Source organism: Methylobacter luteus IMV-B-3098 (genome assembly GCF_000427625.1).
Classification (GTDB): Bacteria; Pseudomonadota; Gammaproteobacteria; order Methylococcales; family Methylomonadaceae; genus Methylobacter; species Methylobacter luteus.
Window position 1 is genome coordinate 3,461,822 of the sequence record NZ_KE386569.1, and the last position, 16,234, is coordinate 3,478,055.

Genomic DNA, 16,234 nt, shown 5'->3' on the forward strand with positions numbered 1-16,234 from the left:
AAGTGCAGATATAAGGTTAAGGGATATAATGCGAAAGGCGGATTTATTTGTCCTGAACGGCTACATCAGGTTTTACGCGTAACATCGATTATGTTGGGTAATTGATTGATTTTAGTCAGCACCTGGCTTAATTGATCGGTATTTTCGATTTGAATGGTCAGGTTGAGGTCCGCTGAGAAATCAGGATGCGTATTCAATACCGCATTGGAAATATGAATTTTGGTCTGGGCCAAAACCTGCGATACGTTATTTAACAGATTCTGCGCGCTAAAGGCATGAATGACAATAGGCACGGCATGGTTGGATTTTTGCGAGCCCCAGTTTACGGCAATCAGCTGGGACTGCTTTTCCGGACCTAAGTGCATGATGTTTTCGCAGGTCTTGCGGTGCACGGTGATGCCTTTATTGTGCGATATGTAACCAATAATGTCATCGCCAGGAACCGGTTGGCAACATTGTGCAAAAGAGGTCTGCACGTTATCGATGCCGGCCACGGAAACGGCGGATTTGGCCGGCGCTTTCGGTTGTTTGGCTTTGGCGGGCGGCGCTTCCTCCAGTTCGGGTATTTTAAAAAAGGCTGTCAGCTGACGGACATTGATATCGCTACGGCCAATTGCCTCGAGCAGCTTATCGGTATCGGGCTGCTTGAAATGTCTGGCCAGTTCTTCCAGATTAACCATTTTCAGCCCCAGTTGCTGGCATTTTTTATCCAGAATGGCTTTGCCGGTCGCGATGTTCTGCGCCTGTTGCTGATTTTTAAACCAGCTTTTGACGCGGCTGATGGCGCGCGATGATTTTAAATAGCCCAGATTCTGGTCTATCCAGTTGTGATTGGGGCCGCCTTCCTTAGCCGTCAGGATTTCCACCTGCTCGCCCGATTTCAGCGTATAAGTCAGCGGCACGATGCGGCCGTTGACTTTGGCCCCGCGGCAGCGATGGCCTATTTCGCTATGGATCGCATAGGCAAAATCCAGTGGCGTGGAACCTTTGACCAAATCGATCAATTTGCCGGCCGGCGTCAGCACATAGACGCGGTCATCGAACAGATCGCTGCGGAGGTTTTCAACCAGCGCTTCGTCACTTTCCTTTTCTTCCAGCAGTTTACGCAGCGAAGCGATGCTTTTTTCAATGGCGGCATTGTGCCTGCCTCCTTCTTTGTAAGACCAGTGCGCGGCGACCCCGAGTTCGGCAAAGTTATGCATTTCGTGCGTGCGGATCTGGACTTCGATGCGATTGCCATCCGCATCCAGGATGACCGTGTGCAGGGACTGATAGCCGTTCTCTTTGGGATTAGTAATATAATCGTCAAATTCTTTTGGTATCGTTTGCCAGTGGCCATGGACAAGGCCCAGAACGGTATAGCAATTGGCCAGGTTGTCGACGATGACGCGCACTGCCAGCAGATCGTAAAGTTCTTCTATGTCCAGTTGCTTGCGCTGCATCTTCTTCCAGATGCTGTAAATATGTTTGGGGCGGCCGTAGATTTCAGCGGAAATGCTTGCCTCGGCCAGCGTTTTCTGTAACTGGGCAATAAAGCTGTTGATACAGGTTTCCCTATGCGTGCGCTTACCGGCGAGGGATTTGGCGATACGACGATAGACTTGCGGTTCCAGATAACGGAACGCCATGTCTTCGAGTTCCCATTTCAACTGATGAATACCGAGCCGGTTGGCAATCGGCGCATAAATATCCAGCGTTTCCTGAGAAATAAAATGGCGGACCTCGTAAGATTCCCGAGGCAGATTGCGCAGGCGCTGTACACGGTAAGCCAGTTTTATCAATACGGCGCGCACGTCCTGGGTCATGGACAGCAGCATGCGGCGCAGGGTTTCCGCCTGATTTGGCTGGCTGGCCATTTCCGGCGTGTAAACGGTCAGGGTATTGAGCCAGTTGACATCTTTAACCAGCGCCGCGACTGTTTCGCCGAACTGTTCGGCAACGTTTGGCTGGGGATTTAATTTTGCCAGGCGAGGATCGCTCAGGATCGCCGCAAGGATGGTTTTCAGGTCGATATTAAACCCCATTAAGATACCGGCCACGTCGATTCCCTTGGGGCGGTAATACTGAGGGTCGTCAGGAATCTGAGCAATGATAGCTAGCGCCTGGTTGATTTGCTCTCTGTCCGGAGCGGAAAAACCGGCGAACAGCGCTTCATTGGGATGGGTGTGTGTTTGCATCTGATGATTGTAAACGATTCGAAGATCTTGGCAATTATGAAAAGGTTATGACTATCAATGTTCAGTTCGATGGCAATAAATTGAAAATTTATGATGCTGTAATAATGATTAAATCATAAACCCATTAAACTAATATTTATGCCTGTAATAGTGCTCATTAACTTTGAGTTTACGGCCAATAAATGATTCATTGGCTCTAAGTCGGCAGGTAAACCAGTTTTAATAGTGAAGGACAAAAAAACATGAAAATTACTATATTCGGCAGCGGTTATGTGGGACTGGTGACCGGAACGTGTCTGGCGGAAGTCGGTAACGATGTCATCTGTATGGACGTTGATGTCGCAAAAATAGAAAAGCTCAAACAAGGCATCATCCCGATCTATGAGCCTGGACTGGAAGTGATGGTCAGGGAGAATCAGGCCGAAGGCCGGCTAAGATTTACCGCCGATATCAAGGAAGCCGTCGATCATGGCCTGTTTCAATTTATCGCCGTCGGAACGCCGCCTGATGAAGACGGTTCGGCCGATTTACAGTACGTCCTGGCCGTAGCACGCGGCATTGCCGAGCATATGCACGGCTACCGGGTCATCGTCGACAAATCGACCGTACCGGTCGGCACAGCTGACAAGGTCAGGTCTACGGTTCGGAAAATATTGACCAACCGTGGCCTGGACCTGGAATTTGATGTGGTTTCAAACCCTGAGTTCCTGAAAGAAGGCGCTGCGCTGGCCGACTTCATGAAGCCGGACCGCATCATCATCGGCACCGATAATCCCAGGACCGCGGAATTGCTGAAAGCCTTGTACGCACCGTTCAACCGCAGTTATGAGCGTGTCATTACCATGGATATCCGCTCGGCGGAATTAACCAAATATGCGGCCAATGCCATGCTGGCGACAAAAATCAGCTTCATGAATGAACTGGCCAATCTGGCGGAACAATTGGGTGCTGATATTGAACAGGTAAGGCAGGGGATAGGTTCCGATACCCGGATAGGCTATAGTTTTATTTACCCCGGTTGCGGCTATGGCGGCTCTTGTTTTCCGAAGGACGTCAAAGCGCTGGAAAGAACGGCAAAAGAGTGCGGCTATCATGCGGAACTGCTCAGCGCTGTGGAGAATGTAAATAATCGCCAAAAACACCGCTTGTTCGAGAAGATCAATCAACACTATCAGGGCGCTTTAAACGGCAAGACATTTGCCCTGTGGGGGTTGTCATTCAAGCCTAATACCGATGATATGCGTGATGCCCCAAGCCGGGCAGTATTGGAAGCTTTGCTTGAGGCCGGCGCGACCGTTCAGGCGTATGATCCCGAAGCGATGGAAGAAGCCCGGCGCATTTATGGCAACAGACAGGGATTGAGCTATTGTGATTCGCCCAAGGATGTCCTGAAACAGGCTGATGCGTTGGTTATTGTGACGGAATGGAAGCAATTTCGCAGTCCGGATTTTGATATGCTAAGCCTGCAGTTGCAGGATAAGGTCATTTTTGACGGTCGCAACATGTATGAGCCCCATCTGGTCAAGCGCAGCGGGTTGCAATATTACGCAATCGGCCGATGAATTTTTGGTTGTCTTTGAATACTGGTATTTTGCACGCTAACGTCTAGACTATATCGTGAATAGTTAATTATTTTGGTTGGCGATAAGCAAGACTATTCAAATTTAAATTTATTTAAGGACAAAACATGAAAAAATTATTGATTGCTTTATTTGCCACCTTTTGCGCTGCCAATGTTATTGCCGCTCCCGTCAATATCAATACCGCTGACGCCAAAACGATATCGGAATCCATCTCAGGCATTGGTCAGAAAAAAGCCGAAGCTATTGTTAAGTACAGGACTGAGGTAGGTCCGTTCAAAACGGTAGAAGAGCTGGCCAATGTTTCCGGTATTGGCGAGAAAACCGTGCAAAAAATCAAAAATGATATTTTGTTAAGTGACTCCGGGGCGGCAACGTCAAAGAAAGACGCAAAAACAGATAAGCAGCAGTAAATCCTTGAGCCACTAGTATAATACGCATCGAGATAGCCATTATCCTGACGTATCGTTGTACTAGAGCAATTATCTTTTAGATAAAAACATGATATAAACTAACCTCTTGTTAAACGAAATGAGCCATTTTTATCATGCCCAAGCCTTATTCCGAAGATTTACGCAGCCGGGTGGCTGAAGCGGTTGCCGCAGGCCACACCGTGCGGGCCGTGGCTTTACAATACAAAGTCAGTCCGGCCTTTGTCTGCCGAATGCACGCCTTGTGGCGTGAAACCGGAGCCGTTCAAGGCAAGCCCTTTGGCGGCTACAGACGCTCGCGGCTGGAACCTTATGAAGCCGCCATCAAGGAACAGTTAGCGAGTAGTCCGTCGATGACCTTGCAGGAACTGCAGGCTTGGCTGGGACGCGAACACAGCCTAAGTGTTTCGATCTCGGCCATTGATAAGTTTATTAGGCGCAAGCTGGGCTATCGCTATAAAAAAAACGCTGGTCGCCAGTGAGCAGCAACGCGCAGATGTCGCGATGGCCCGAGAGCAATGGCAAGCCTGGCAGCAAACCTGCGATCTGTCNAAGTTGGTGTTTCTGGATGAAACGGGCGTCTCCACGAACATGATCCGTCGCTATGGCCGGGCCTTGGNTGGCGCCCGCTGTCGGGATGCGGCACCGGCAGGCCATTGGCAAACCCTGACCTTCATTGCCGGCTTGCGTGCCGACCGGCTCACCGCGCCCTGGTGTCTGGACCAGGCCATGACGGGCGAAGCCTTCAAGGAATATCTGCGCTCGCAACTGGGACCGACCTTGAAGCCCGGCGACATCGTCATCTGTGACAATCTGTCCGCCCATAAGGTGGCGGAAGTCCAGNCCATTGTTGAAGCGCACGGGGCGACGATCCAATATCTGCCGCCCTATAGTCCTGAGCTGAATCCGATCGAGCAAGTCTTCGCCAAACTGAAGGCGTTGCTGCGCAAGGCCGCCGAGCGCACTTACGACAAGCTCTGGCAACTCATTGGTAAGCTGTTGGATGAGTTTCAAGCGGATGAGTGCCTCAATCTCTTCAGGCATTCAGGCTATGTTTCTACGTAATAGATAATTGCTCTAGTGGCCACTTCAATCAAAATATTCGTAATTTTTGGGGAAGCTTTAGCTATGGCAAGCGGAGCTAACGCTTTTATCCTACAGAATTTTTTGATGTCCTCTGATCTTCGTGCAGAACTTAATCAATAATTCGTTATCGAGTACACATCAAGTACGCACTGGCAATCCGTTAGCAGCACGGTCTGAAATGTCTGTATAAAAATGCGGCAAGACGAAGTTAAAAACTTTACCGGTGCTGATTCTGTCTATGAACATCAGGAGAATCCTGAATTAGTCATGGAAACACATATTCAACCATTTGAAAAAAGCGTTGAGCAGATGCTAAGCTATCTAATTGAACGGGGGATTTTGAATAAATGAATTATGATGTATTCAATGGCGATGCCGATGGCATATGCGCCTTATTGCAGCTTCGATTGGCCGAGCCAAAGTCGTCAGTATTGGTGACGGGCATAAAGCGCGATATCGAGCTACTGGATCGGGTCAATGCGAAGCCGGGCGATGACGTAACCGTGCTGGATGTTTCCCTGCAGAAAAATCTTCCTCACGTGCAAAGGATACTCCAACAAGGCGCCCGCATTTTTTATGTCGATCATCATTTGCCCGGAGAGATACCCGAGCATGCCGCGCTTAAAACGCTGATCGATACCGATGCAAATATGTGCACCAGTCTTCTGGTTGACCGTTATCTGCAAGGACAATACCGTAGCTGGGCCGTTGTTGCGGCTTTCGGCGACAATTTGAATCAAAGCGCGGAGCAGGCGGCAGGCGGGCTGAAACTGTCGGCCTCCGAAATAGACCAGTTAAAAGAACTGGGCATTTGCATCAACTACAACAGCTATGGCAGTTGTGTGGAGGATCTGCATTATCCGCCGGATCAGCTTTATAAGAGTTTATTGCCTTATAAATCGCCTTTAGACTTTATCGGCGATCAACAGTCAATCTATAAAGCACTTCAGGCTGGCTATTATGACGATTTAATGCAGGCAAGCCGTATTAAACCCGAATACGATAATGATCATGTTGCAGTGATCGTATTGCCGGATAAAATCTGGGCCCGGCGCATCAATGGCGTTTATGGCAATGAGTTGGCCAATCAGGCTCCGGCCAAAGCGCATGCTATCGTGACGCATAATAATCGAGGAGGGTACCAAGTCAGTGTCCGGGCGCCACTGGTCAATAAAGCCGGCGCGGATGAATTGTGCAGCGAATTCCCCTCTGGCGGCGGACGCAAAGGCGCTGCCGGGATTAATCATTTGCCGGTAGAGCAATTAACTGATTTTATCAAAAGATTTAGCGAGAAATATGGCTAGCATTGAGATGGGTAGGACTGTTCTGTACAGGCGCGCCATCCATTTATTTTATATTGCCATACGCTAAAAAGCCGAAGCTTTAATGCAGTTTTAACAGAGATTGGTTACAACAGTGCAATTCAGCATTAAAGGCATTAAAATTAAGTATTGAAAATCACAAGTCGCCTGGTTGCAGCAAATTTCTACCGTAAAATTAAAGAATGAAAATAATCCCAACAAAAATCCCTGATGTATTTATCCTGGAGCCCAAGGTATTTGGCGATCAGCGCGGCTTTTTTCTGGAAAGCTATAACCAACAAACATTTCAAGATATAACCGGCATAAAAGCAACCTTTGTGCAGGATAATCATTCCCGCTCGGGTAAAAACGTCCTAAGAGGGCTGCATTATCAGCTAAAGCATCCACAAGGCAAGCTGGTGCGTGTGGTGCGGGGCTGTGTCTTTGACGTGGCGGTTGATCTGAGGAAATCGTCATCGACATTCGGCCATTGGGTAGGCGTCGAATTAAGCGAAGAGAATCACCGGCAGTTCTGGGTGCCCGCCGGTTTTGCCCATGGCTTTCTGGTGCTGTCCGAACAGGCGGACTTCTTGTATAAAACCACCGATTACTACGCGCCGGAATATGAATGCTGCATACGCTGGGACGATCCCGACATTGGCATTGTATGGCCGGAAAACTGTACGCCCTGTCTTTCCGCCAAGGATCAGCAAGGCGTCTCGCTCCGTGAGGCCGAGGTGTTTGCATGAAAATCCTGCTGACCGGCTGTAATGGTCAGGTAGGCTGGGAACTGGCCAGAGCCTTATTGCCGCTTGGAGACGTCATTGCCGTCAGCCGCTCGCAGGTAGAACTTTCCGATCCTGATGGATTGCGCCGCATTGTGCAGAAGGTTAGTCCGGACGTTATTGTCAATCCGGCTGCCTATACGGCTGTCGATAAAGCGGAAACGGACCGGGATATGGCATTCCTGATCAATGCGGAAGCGCCTCGCGTGTTAGCCGAAGAAGCGGCGAAAAGAGCGGCGTTGCTGATTCATTATTCCACCGATTACGTCTTCGACGGCACGAAGAACGCGCCTTATACGGAAGACGACGCCACGCATCCCGTCAATGTCTATGGCCAAAGTAAACTGGCTGGCGAGCAGGCGATTCAGGCGGCCGGAGCGGACCATCTGATTCTTCGCACATCCTGGGTTTACGCGGCCAGAGGGCAAAATTTCCTGAAAACCATTTTGCGATTGGCGGCAGAGCGCGAAGAACTGGCTATCGTTGCCGATCAGATCGGTTCGCCAACCTGGGCGCGTCTGATTGCCGAAACCACGGCGCATATTCTGAGACAATCCCTGCAGGAAAGACGGCAAGACCATTTTAATTCTGGTGTCTACAATCTGACTTCAGTGGGCGAAACTTCATGGCATGGATTTGCCCAGGCGATTGTTGAGATCGCCCGTCAGCAAGGCATGCCAGCATTAAAAAACCGCATCATCAATCCGATACCGACGACAGCTTATCCAGTGCCCGCCAAACGCCCACTCAACTCGCGGCTATCAACAGATCGCCTGGAGCAGCGTTTCGGTTTGAAAATGCCATCCTGGGATGCTGCATTGAGGCTTTGTATGGCGGATATGACTTAAAAGCAGAGGCTTTAGCGTCAGTAGAAAATTAAGCTCCCGGTAAGTTCGGCGTGCGATAGTTGCCGGGAGTTGACCTTGGAACACAGCAATTAAACATAACCTATGAAAATATTAGTCACTGGGGGCGCCGGGTTTATAGGCTCGGCTCTGGTTCGTTATCTGATCAATGAGACCGAGCACAGCGTTATCAATGTCGACAAACTCACCTATGCGGGCAATCTCGAATCGCTCAAATCGATAGAAGCCAATGCGCGCTACCATTTTGAGCAGGTTGATATCTGCGACGCCGCCAAAATCGAGCAACTATTCCAGCGCTATCAGCCTGATACGGTGATGCACCTGGCGGCTGAATCCCATGTGGATCGCTCCATCGATGGTCCTGCGGCCTTCATACAAGCCAATATTATCGGCACTTATACCTTGCTGGAAGCCGCACGCCAGTACTGGCAGACATTGGCTGACGCGCAAAGGCAAGCGTTTCGTTTTCATCATATCTCGACCGATGAAGTCTATGGCGCCTTGGGCGAGACAGGGCTCTTTACGGAAGACACCGCTTATGATCCGAGCTCACCCTATTCAGCCAGCAAAGCCTCATCGGATCATTTAGTCAGAGCCTGGCATCGGACCTACGGCTTGCCGGTGATCGTCACCAACTGCTCAAACAATTACGGGCCTTTCCATTTCCCCGAAAAACTCATACCGCTGGTGATTCTGAATGCCATTGAAGGCAAGCCGCTGCCTGTTTATGGCAAGGGCGATCAGATACGCGATTGGCTCTATGTCGAGGATCATGCGCGGGCGCTCTATAAAGTGGTGACCGAAGGCGCTGTCGGGCAGACCTACAATATCGGCGGTCACAACGAAAAAACCAATCTTGAGGTGGTCAAGACCATTTGCCGCATTCTGGATGAGTTGAAGCCCAATCGTCCTGGCCATATAACGCGCTATGAAGAATTGATTACACACGTAACGGATCGCCCGGGGCATGATAAGCGCTATGCCATCGATGCGGGCAAAATCAACAAGGAACTCAATTGGACGCCGAAAGAAACCTTTGAAACCGGCATCAGGAAGACTGTGCAATGGTATATCGATAATCAAGCCTGGTGGCAACGCGTGCAGGATGGCAGTTATCGGCGCGAACGGTTAGGCTTGGGCACGAAGTAATATAAAAACCCCGACAACTTTGAATCATTACCGACAGGAAAATAGAGCATGAAAGGAATAATACTGGCAGGCGGCTCAGGAACGCGCTTGCATCCCGTTACGCTGGGTATCTCAAAGCAGCTCCTGCCTGTTTACGACAAGCCCATGATTTATTACCCGCTGAGCATTCTGATGCTGGCGGGCATTAAGGAAGTGCTCATCATTTCAACACCGCAGGATATTGGCCGGTTCGAACAGCTCTTAGGTGACGGTAGCCAGTGGGGCATGCAGCTGGAATATGCCGTTCAGCCCTCACCGGACGGCTTGGCCCAGGCTTTTATTATTGGTGAAGAATTTATCGCGCATGATGCTTGCGCGTTAGTACTGGGAGACAACCTGTTCTATGGTCATGATTTAGAGAAACTGCTGAAGCGATCGGTACAGAAAACAGAAGGCGCGACCGTTTTTGCCTATCCCGTGCATGATCCGGAACGTTATGGCGTTGTTGAGTTTGATAAAGAAGGAACAGCCATCTCGCTGGAAGAAAAGCCGGCCAGGCCCAAATCCCGCTATGCCGTCACCGGTCTTTATTTTTATGACCATCAGGTCGTGGAGATTGCCAAATCGATCAAGCCTTCGGCCCGCGGCGAGCTGGAAATCACAGACGTCAACCGCTGCTATCTTGAGCAAAACACGCTGTCGGTTGAGTTAATGGGGCGCGGCATGGCCTGGCTGGATACCGGCACGCATGAATCCTTGCTGGATGCCTCGCAGTTTATCCAGACCATTGAAAAACGGCAGGGCCTGAAAATAGCCTGTCTGGAAGAAATTGCCTGGCGCAACGGCTGGATTGTCGATGATCAGCTGAGGCAGTTGACGAAGCCCTTGCTGAAAAGCGAATATGGCAATTATCTGATGCGGTTGCTTGAGCAGTGAACTTGTTAACATGACACAATAGAACCTAGAGTCATGGCTTGGATTCTGTTTGAAATCAGTGGCCTGTATGGAAAAACCGTCCAACAATGAATTTTTGGGTAAGCGCTCAAGACTATTTATCCATTTTTCAGCCACTGATAGCGTCTTTATGCTCAGCTCGAGGCAAGCAATGGGGGCTCAATTTCAGCGAGTGTTGTCAGCCGTTGCCGAGATGAATAAAATGCCTCCAAACTCATCAGGTACAATATTTGCCACAAATTGAAGATATCCTTGCTACATAATTCTTGCTGCTGTAAAGCGCGCTTCCCAAGTATTGCTATCTGTAAATTGCCGGGTTTTTTCCTCATCCGAACGATATAACAGCGCTTTTTGTACTAAACTGTTGATTTCTTGCCCTTTCTTGCTCAGAAAAGTTCCTTCCTCATCATTACGGAATGTCATCTCGCCAAATTCCGTAGAAACTACCGGCAATCCTAGCGCACGGTACTCATAATATTTGATCGGGTCAACCGAAGCGGTCAGCTCAGTATTCTTGAATGGGATCAGTCCCACATCAAAGTCTTGCATCGCGATTAGGGCTTCTTGATGCGGGCAGGGTGGCAGAATCTCAATGTTTTCAGGCAGCGCATAGGATGACGGTGAAAATATCGGTCCGATCAATCTCACTATATCTACTGGCCGAGCATTGGCCAGAGAAATTATCCATTCCCAATCAAACCAAGAACCGATCGTTCCAACATATCCCAGGATCTTTCTTTCTCGCGCTAACGTACTAATTTGGCGAGTTGGCAAAACACTGGCGTCCAATCCGTTAAGCACCCGCTGAACATCAGGCCTGACATCGCTCCAGCGCTGCTTCAACGTAGTCGAAGATGTTAATACCTGAGTCACACGGCTAGCTAGTTTCTGCTCTCGCCAACGCATCGCCAGGCGAGAAAAACCGGAGTAAAAGCAAGGGAAATTATCCATTGCATCGTAAACTGAAGTAATGTCCTTGAGCCGATCAAAAACGGCCAAGGCTAATACGGATGGTTTGCCAATGACCAGCATCGCCTGGCTTTGATGTGCAAATGTATCGATATGGTTTAACACCGGCCGCCACATGATGCCGTTTATCATGCCTGATCCCGGAAGAGGTTCTATGGGCAGCGCAGGAGGAGTAATCACCTTAAGCCAGGCGGGACTTTGACGATTGATCGTGCTCTCTTGAACGCCTAATCGACGGAAATCAGAGAGCAAGGGAAAACGTGTCGGATAAGGATCAACCCATAAGACATCTCCGCCGGTACTCGCGTGAAACCACTCTACAAATTTGTGTGGGCGCTGCGCATAGCTTGTCCAGGAAACTGGGGAAAGATACACCAGGCGCATCAGGCAAAGTGCTCTCGAAGCACCTTGACGATACGCTCGGCGCTTCGGCCATCACCGTAAGGCGATATTCCCCGAGCCATTGCCTGATACGCTGACTCATTGTCCAGCAGGCGTTGTGCCTCTTCCACAATCCGCTCATAATTGGGACCGACCAGTTTGACTACCCCCTGTTCAACCGCCTCTGGGCGCTCGGTTTCGTCCCGCAATACCAGCACCGGCTTGCCCAGGGCTGGTGCTTCTTCCTGTACGCCGCCGGAGTCGCTGATGATCAGATAAGAACGCTTCATGGCGGCAACGAACGGAGCGTAATCCAGAGGTGCGCAAAGATGAATGTTCGAGCTGTCCCCCAGCATTTCATAAGCTACATCCTTGATATTCGGGTTCGGGTGCACAGGGTAAAGAAACTGAACATCAGGGTTACGCGCCGCCAGCGTTTGCAGCGCCCGACAAATATTGCGGAACGGCTCGCCGAAATTTTCACGGCGATGGGAGGTGATCAGCACAAGGCGCTTCTCGGGATCAAGTTCAATCCCGAGTTCCAGATCCTTGGCCGCCGTCATCAGTAATGCATCGATCACGGTATTACCTGTAACAACGATATCGCTATCCATAATCCCTTCACGAAGCAGGTTCTGGCGCGAACTTTCCGTCGGCGCGAAGTGCCAGCGAGCCAACTTTCCTGCGATCACGCGATTGGCTTCTTCCGGAAAAGGATTCTGCATATCCCAGGTGCGTAAACCCGCTTCCACATGACCGAAAGGAATGCGGTGATAAAAACAAGCCAGCGCCACCGCCATCACCGTAGTGGTATCGCCCTGGGCCAGAACCACGTCGGGCTTTTCTGATAGCAAGACCTTATCCAATTCCAGCAACAGTCTTGCCGTTAATGTTGTCAGGGCCTGATTGGGGCGCATGATGTTCAGGTCTATATCCGGCTCGATCTGGAACAAGCTCATGACTTGATCCAGCATATGGCGATGCTGCGCCGTAGCCAATACGCGCACATCGACCCAAGGTTCGGCTTTGAGCGAGAGAATTACGGGAGCCATCTTAATGGCTTCAGGACGTGTGCCGATAGCACATATAATTTTCATATCGTAATTGTTTAATTCAAATGACTTTTTAAAGATGTTAAAACTAAATCGGCGCCACTTATGCTTAAATGGAATTTGTCGAAATACATTGCCTTGTTATTGATGACTGCATAACAGTTTATTTTATGGCAAAGTTTTTCTGCCGGATCCAATGCAATTAAGTTATCGTTCCAATCAAAATGCTCCAATTGTTCAATTAAAAATTGATTCTCCATCAAATAATCCGATTTCTGAATGCTCACAACAGACGAGGGAGACTTTGCGAAAAAAATATACTTATCAATATGACTATTCAATCTCGGCACCGGATATAAAACAAAAACCTTTTTACCCTTTTCCAAAAGTATATTGATAATTTTTATATAATTCGCCATGCGAAGAGATCTTTGATCCTGATTGTCGAATGAGTTCTGGCTATACGCCAGCAAGACATTTTTAATTTGTTTATCACGTACAATCCTTTCAATTGCTTTCTGAGTCCATTGATGACAGCCTTTTGTGACGATTGCCCCCTTTATCTCCATGGATGGCACACAGCCACTGAATGTCAGATGGACTAACCCTTCATTATTTGGTTTGAGCAGCTTGGATAATGAGTAACCTAATTCAACGCCAAAACTATTACCAAGAACAGCCCACGTAACATTGGTGCCGCCATAGGTGCAAGCGTCATCGGGCAATTTAAAATTCTTACCGCCCGTGTGGCACTTGTTACGCTCAGGGCTGTATTCGATTGAATCAATTAGATTTTTTTGCTGTTTATTGAACCTGTACTGGAATCCTTTGTTATAAACAGAAAGGGCACTAAGCGAAACAAATACGGCACTCATCAAAGAAGCCAAAAGGAAGATGCTTTTAGTGCTTATTTTATACTTATCTCTAAATGGCGACTCAATGTATTTCCAGCTAAACCAGGCAAGCACGATTGTGCTTACAATTAACATAATAAACAGTAGTTGACTGGGTTGATCCAGGGAGCGCAAGCGTGCGAACGCGAACAAAGGCTGATGCCATAGGTAGGCGCTATAACTAATCAGTCCAATACCAACCAGCCATTTTTGGGAAAGCAGTTTACCGATGGCCGTTTGTGATGAAGCAAACAAAATAACGAACGCGGCGCCTAGGAGTCTGTCGGACTTATCAGCATTTAAATCTCATCAGTTGTAAAATAGTGATGAGTTCAATCATTTTACCGCCATGATTTCTGATGAGTCGCTTTATTCAGTTTGATCGTAACCAACAGTATTTGCTTCCGCCGTCCGTGGACGAATGGTTGCCGGAAGACCACCTGGCACGCTTTATCGTCGAAGTGATCGATCAGCTCGATCTATCAAAACTGACAGGCCATTATTCTGGACGGGGTTCAGCGGCTTATCATCCGGCACTGCTGTTGGCCCTGCTGATCTATGGTTATGCGACCGGCACGTTCTCCAGTCGCAAGATCGAGCGGGCAACCTACGATTCAGTGGCGTTTCGGTTCATTGCTGCCAATCATCATCCCGATCATGACACCCTGGCTCATTTCCGCAAGACCTTTCTGGTGGAGTTGGAGGACTTGTTCGTACAAGTGCTGACACTGGCGCAGACGATGAAACTCGTCAAGCTGGGACAGATTTCGCTGGATGGTACCAAAATCAAGGCCAATGCCTCGAAGCACAAGGCCTTGTCCCATGGCCACATCGAAAAGCTGGAAGCGCAATTGCGTGAGGAAGTGCAGGCCCTGCTGAAAAAGGCAGCGGACGTTGATCAGGAAGAATTGGCCGACGGTATCGATTTGCCGGCGGAAGTCGCGCGTCGGGAAGATCGCTTGAAAGCCTTGGCGGAAGCCAAGGCCAAGATTGCCGAACGGGTTAAAGAACGGGACGAACAAGCCCAAAAAGACCACCAGGAGAGACTGGCTGACCGGGAGCGCCAGCGCCAGGCGGGCAAAAAACCCCGAGGCCAGGAGCCCAAGGCGCCCGAAACCGGCCCCCAAGCTAAGGACCAGATCAACCTGACCGACGAAGCATCGCGGATCATGCCGAGCAAGGACGGCTTCGTGCAGGGCTACAATGCCCAGGCGGCCGTCGATGTTGACAGCCTGCTGGTGGTTGCCGCCACGCTCAGCCAGCATACCAACGACAAGCGGCAAGTCGAGCCGATGCTGAAAGCGCTGAACGCCTTGCCGGACAGCCTCGGCAAGCCGGAAATGCTGCTGGCCGACAACGGCTACTTCAGCAAAGACAACATCCAGGCCTGTGTGGAGCAAAAAATTACACCCCTCATCGCGCTGGGCCGGGAAGCCCATCATCTGCCATTGGCGGAACGCCTGACGCCGGATGCACCGGAACCTGAAAGCGATGACCCGCTGGTCAAAATGGCCTGGAAACTCAAAACCCAGAGTGGCCGCACGCTTTATGGTAAACGCAAAAGCACGGTCGAGCCGGTATTTGGGATCATCAAACAGGTACTGGGCTTCCGCCAATTCTCGCTGAGAGGTCTTGATGCGGTAGCTGGTGAGTGGAAACTGGTGACTATGGCCTTCAATTTAAAGCGAATGCATGTGCTGGCGGCCGGATAACGGAAAAATAACCCGAAATAGCTCTTGGTTGGGCAGAACCGAAGACTCAATGCCGCCAATAATCCATATCGGTCAAATAAGAATCATAATACTGAACCCTGTCCGACAGACTCCTAGTGTTGGAATTAGCGTGTAAAAACCCGGATACGGAATCGTTTTATTAAACAAAAAAACCGGCAATACGATTAGGGCGAATCCGATAGCAGATCCTGCTTGATTTATGCCGGATGAAAAAGGGATATGTTTAGCCTCTTTTTGACTGTTAAGGTAAATTGCAATAAAGGAACCAATCAGTAGCTCTCCTGCGCGGCCTCGTGTATCAAAAAATATCTTTTGAGGATCAACAGCAGACTGCAATTCTGCAAAAATAAAACTAGTCATAGCAATCAGTATAAATACTGATGGCAACCACTTTTTATCAATTCGCCAAAAAAAAATAGTTAGAAGGGGAAAAAATAAATAATATTGCTCTTCTACAGAAAGACTCCATGTGTGTAGCAGTGGTTTTTCTTCTGCTACATTAGCGAAGTATCCGGTATCATTCCTAAAGTAAAGATTGGATACATATAGCATGACACTGATTAAACTCTTGGAGAAATCCAGGAGCGTGTTTGGTAACATCCATAGCCAGGCAAATGGCAAACAGACCAATATCACAAAAAACAGAGCCGGCAGAATGCGTCTGCATCTGCGTTCATAAAAAGCGATAATTGAAAATTGTCCAGTCTTTATTTCAGAAAATATGATGGACGTAATCAAATAGCCGCTTATGACAAAAAATACATCTACGCCTACATATCCACCACTGAACCAATCAAATCCAGCATGAAAAAATATGACAGGCAGCACAGCTATAGCACGCAAGCCGTCTATTTCTTTTCTATATAACATCAAAATATATGATTCCTATGTGACTCTA

At 49.0% G+C, this 16,234-nt stretch carries 16 protein-coding genes; 11 read left to right on the plus strand and 5 right to left on the minus strand.

The features are described 5' to 3' along the window. Positions 1 to 65 precede the first annotated feature (65 nt). Positions 66 to 2,177 (minus strand): RelA/SpoT family protein, encoded by a 2,112-nt coding sequence (locus tag METLU_RS0118355; protein WP_027159503.1) that lies wholly within the window; start codon positions 2,175 to 2,177, stop codon positions 66 to 68. Between the two features lie 242 nt (positions 2,178 to 2,419). On the opposite strand from METLU_RS0118355, the gene METLU_RS0118360 reads away from it, so the two are divergent. The 10 genes from METLU_RS0118360 to rfbA all read left to right on the plus strand — a co-directional run bounded on the left by METLU_RS0118360 (position 2,420) and on the right by rfbA (position 10,290). Beyond that, positions 2,420 to 3,739, plus strand: a complete 1,320-nt coding sequence (locus tag METLU_RS0118360; protein ID WP_027159504.1) for a UDP-glucose dehydrogenase family protein — start codon at positions 2,420 to 2,422, stop codon at positions 3,737 to 3,739. Positions 3,740 to 3,864: 125 nt separating this feature from the next. After that, positions 3,865 to 4,170 carry a ComEA family DNA-binding protein gene (locus METLU_RS25810; protein WP_036243268.1) on the plus strand — a complete coding sequence of 102 codons (306 nt, stop codon included), beginning with the start codon at positions 3,865 to 3,867 and terminating at the stop codon, positions 4,168 to 4,170. Positions 4,171 to 4,304: 134 nt separating this feature from the next. After that, positions 4,305 to 4,670, plus strand: a complete 366-nt coding sequence (locus METLU_RS0118370; RefSeq protein ID WP_027156756.1) for a helix-turn-helix domain-containing protein — start codon at positions 4,305 to 4,307, stop codon at positions 4,668 to 4,670. After that, positions 4,591 to 5,253, plus strand: a complete 663-nt coding sequence (locus METLU_RS0118375) for an IS630 family transposase (RefSeq protein WP_155920403.1) — start codon at positions 4,591 to 4,593, stop codon at positions 5,251 to 5,253. Before METLU_RS0118370 ends, METLU_RS0118375 begins: the two co-directional genes overlap by 80 nt. A gap of 213 nt (positions 5,254 to 5,466) precedes the next feature. Then, positions 5,467 to 5,625, plus strand: coding sequence for an adenylyl-sulfate kinase (locus METLU_RS28070; RefSeq protein WP_155920629.1), 159 nt, complete (start codon positions 5,467 to 5,469; stop codon positions 5,623 to 5,625). Next, positions 5,622 to 6,578, plus strand: a complete 957-nt coding sequence (locus METLU_RS0118385) for an acetyltransferase (RefSeq protein ID WP_027159505.1) — start codon at positions 5,622 to 5,624, stop codon at positions 6,576 to 6,578. Before METLU_RS28070 ends, METLU_RS0118385 begins: the two co-directional genes overlap by 4 nt. 200 nt (positions 6,579 to 6,778) lie before the next feature. Beyond that, complete coding sequence (gene rfbC, locus METLU_RS0118390) at positions 6,779 to 7,324, plus strand: dTDP-4-dehydrorhamnose 3,5-epimerase (protein ID WP_027159506.1); 546 nt, start codon at positions 6,779 to 6,781, stop codon at positions 7,322 to 7,324. After that, positions 7,321 to 8,208 (plus strand): dTDP-4-dehydrorhamnose reductase, encoded by an 888-nt coding sequence (gene rfbD, locus METLU_RS0118395; RefSeq protein WP_027159507.1) that lies wholly within the window; start codon positions 7,321 to 7,323, stop codon positions 8,206 to 8,208. The genes rfbC and rfbD overlap by 4 nt, the downstream gene beginning before the upstream one ends. Before the next feature lie 102 nt (positions 8,209 to 8,310). Then, complete coding sequence (gene rfbB / locus METLU_RS0118400) at positions 8,311 to 9,375, plus strand: dTDP-glucose 4,6-dehydratase (protein WP_027159508.1); 1,065 nt, start codon at positions 8,311 to 8,313, stop codon at positions 9,373 to 9,375. Positions 9,376 to 9,423: 48 nt separating this feature from the next. Continuing rightward, complete coding sequence (rfbA, locus tag METLU_RS0118405; RefSeq protein ID WP_027159509.1) at positions 9,424 to 10,290, plus strand: glucose-1-phosphate thymidylyltransferase RfbA; 867 nt, start codon at positions 9,424 to 9,426, stop codon at positions 10,288 to 10,290. Positions 10,291 to 10,563: 273 nt separating this feature from the next. Here the strand turns inward: rfbA and METLU_RS0118410 are convergent, their stop codons facing one another. Genes METLU_RS0118410 through METLU_RS0118420 form a run of 3 tightly spaced genes read right to left on the minus strand, consistent with a single transcriptional unit; the run spans position 10,564 to position 13,858 of the window. Then, on the minus strand, positions 10,564 to 11,661 hold the full coding sequence (locus tag METLU_RS0118410; protein ID WP_027159510.1) for a glycosyltransferase family protein: 1,098 nt from the start codon (positions 11,659 to 11,661) through the stop codon (positions 10,564 to 10,566). Then, positions 11,661 to 12,755, minus strand: a complete 1,095-nt coding sequence (gene wecB, locus METLU_RS0118415) for a non-hydrolyzing UDP-N-acetylglucosamine 2-epimerase (protein ID WP_027159511.1) — start codon at positions 12,753 to 12,755, stop codon at positions 11,661 to 11,663. The genes METLU_RS0118410 and wecB overlap by 1 nt, the downstream gene beginning before the upstream one ends. A gap of 11 nt (positions 12,756 to 12,766) precedes the next feature. Then, positions 12,767 to 13,858: an acyltransferase family protein gene (locus tag METLU_RS0118420; protein WP_027159512.1), complete on the minus strand. Its 1,092-nt coding sequence runs from the start codon at positions 13,856 to 13,858 to the stop codon at positions 12,767 to 12,769. Positions 13,859 to 13,962: 104 nt separating this feature from the next. Between METLU_RS0118420 and METLU_RS0118425 the strand changes: the two genes are divergently transcribed. Then, entirely contained in the window at positions 13,963 to 15,315 is a 1,353-nt protein-coding gene (locus METLU_RS0118425) for an IS1182 family transposase (protein WP_027158166.1), read from the plus strand. 72 nt (positions 15,316 to 15,387) lie between these two features. On the opposite strand, the gene METLU_RS25815 is transcribed toward METLU_RS0118425, so the two are convergent. Beyond that, on the minus strand, positions 15,388 to 16,206 hold the full coding sequence (locus METLU_RS25815) for an acyltransferase family protein (protein ID WP_051299991.1): 819 nt from the start codon (positions 16,204 to 16,206) through the stop codon (positions 15,388 to 15,390). Between the last annotated feature and the right edge of the window lie 28 nt (positions 16,207 to 16,234).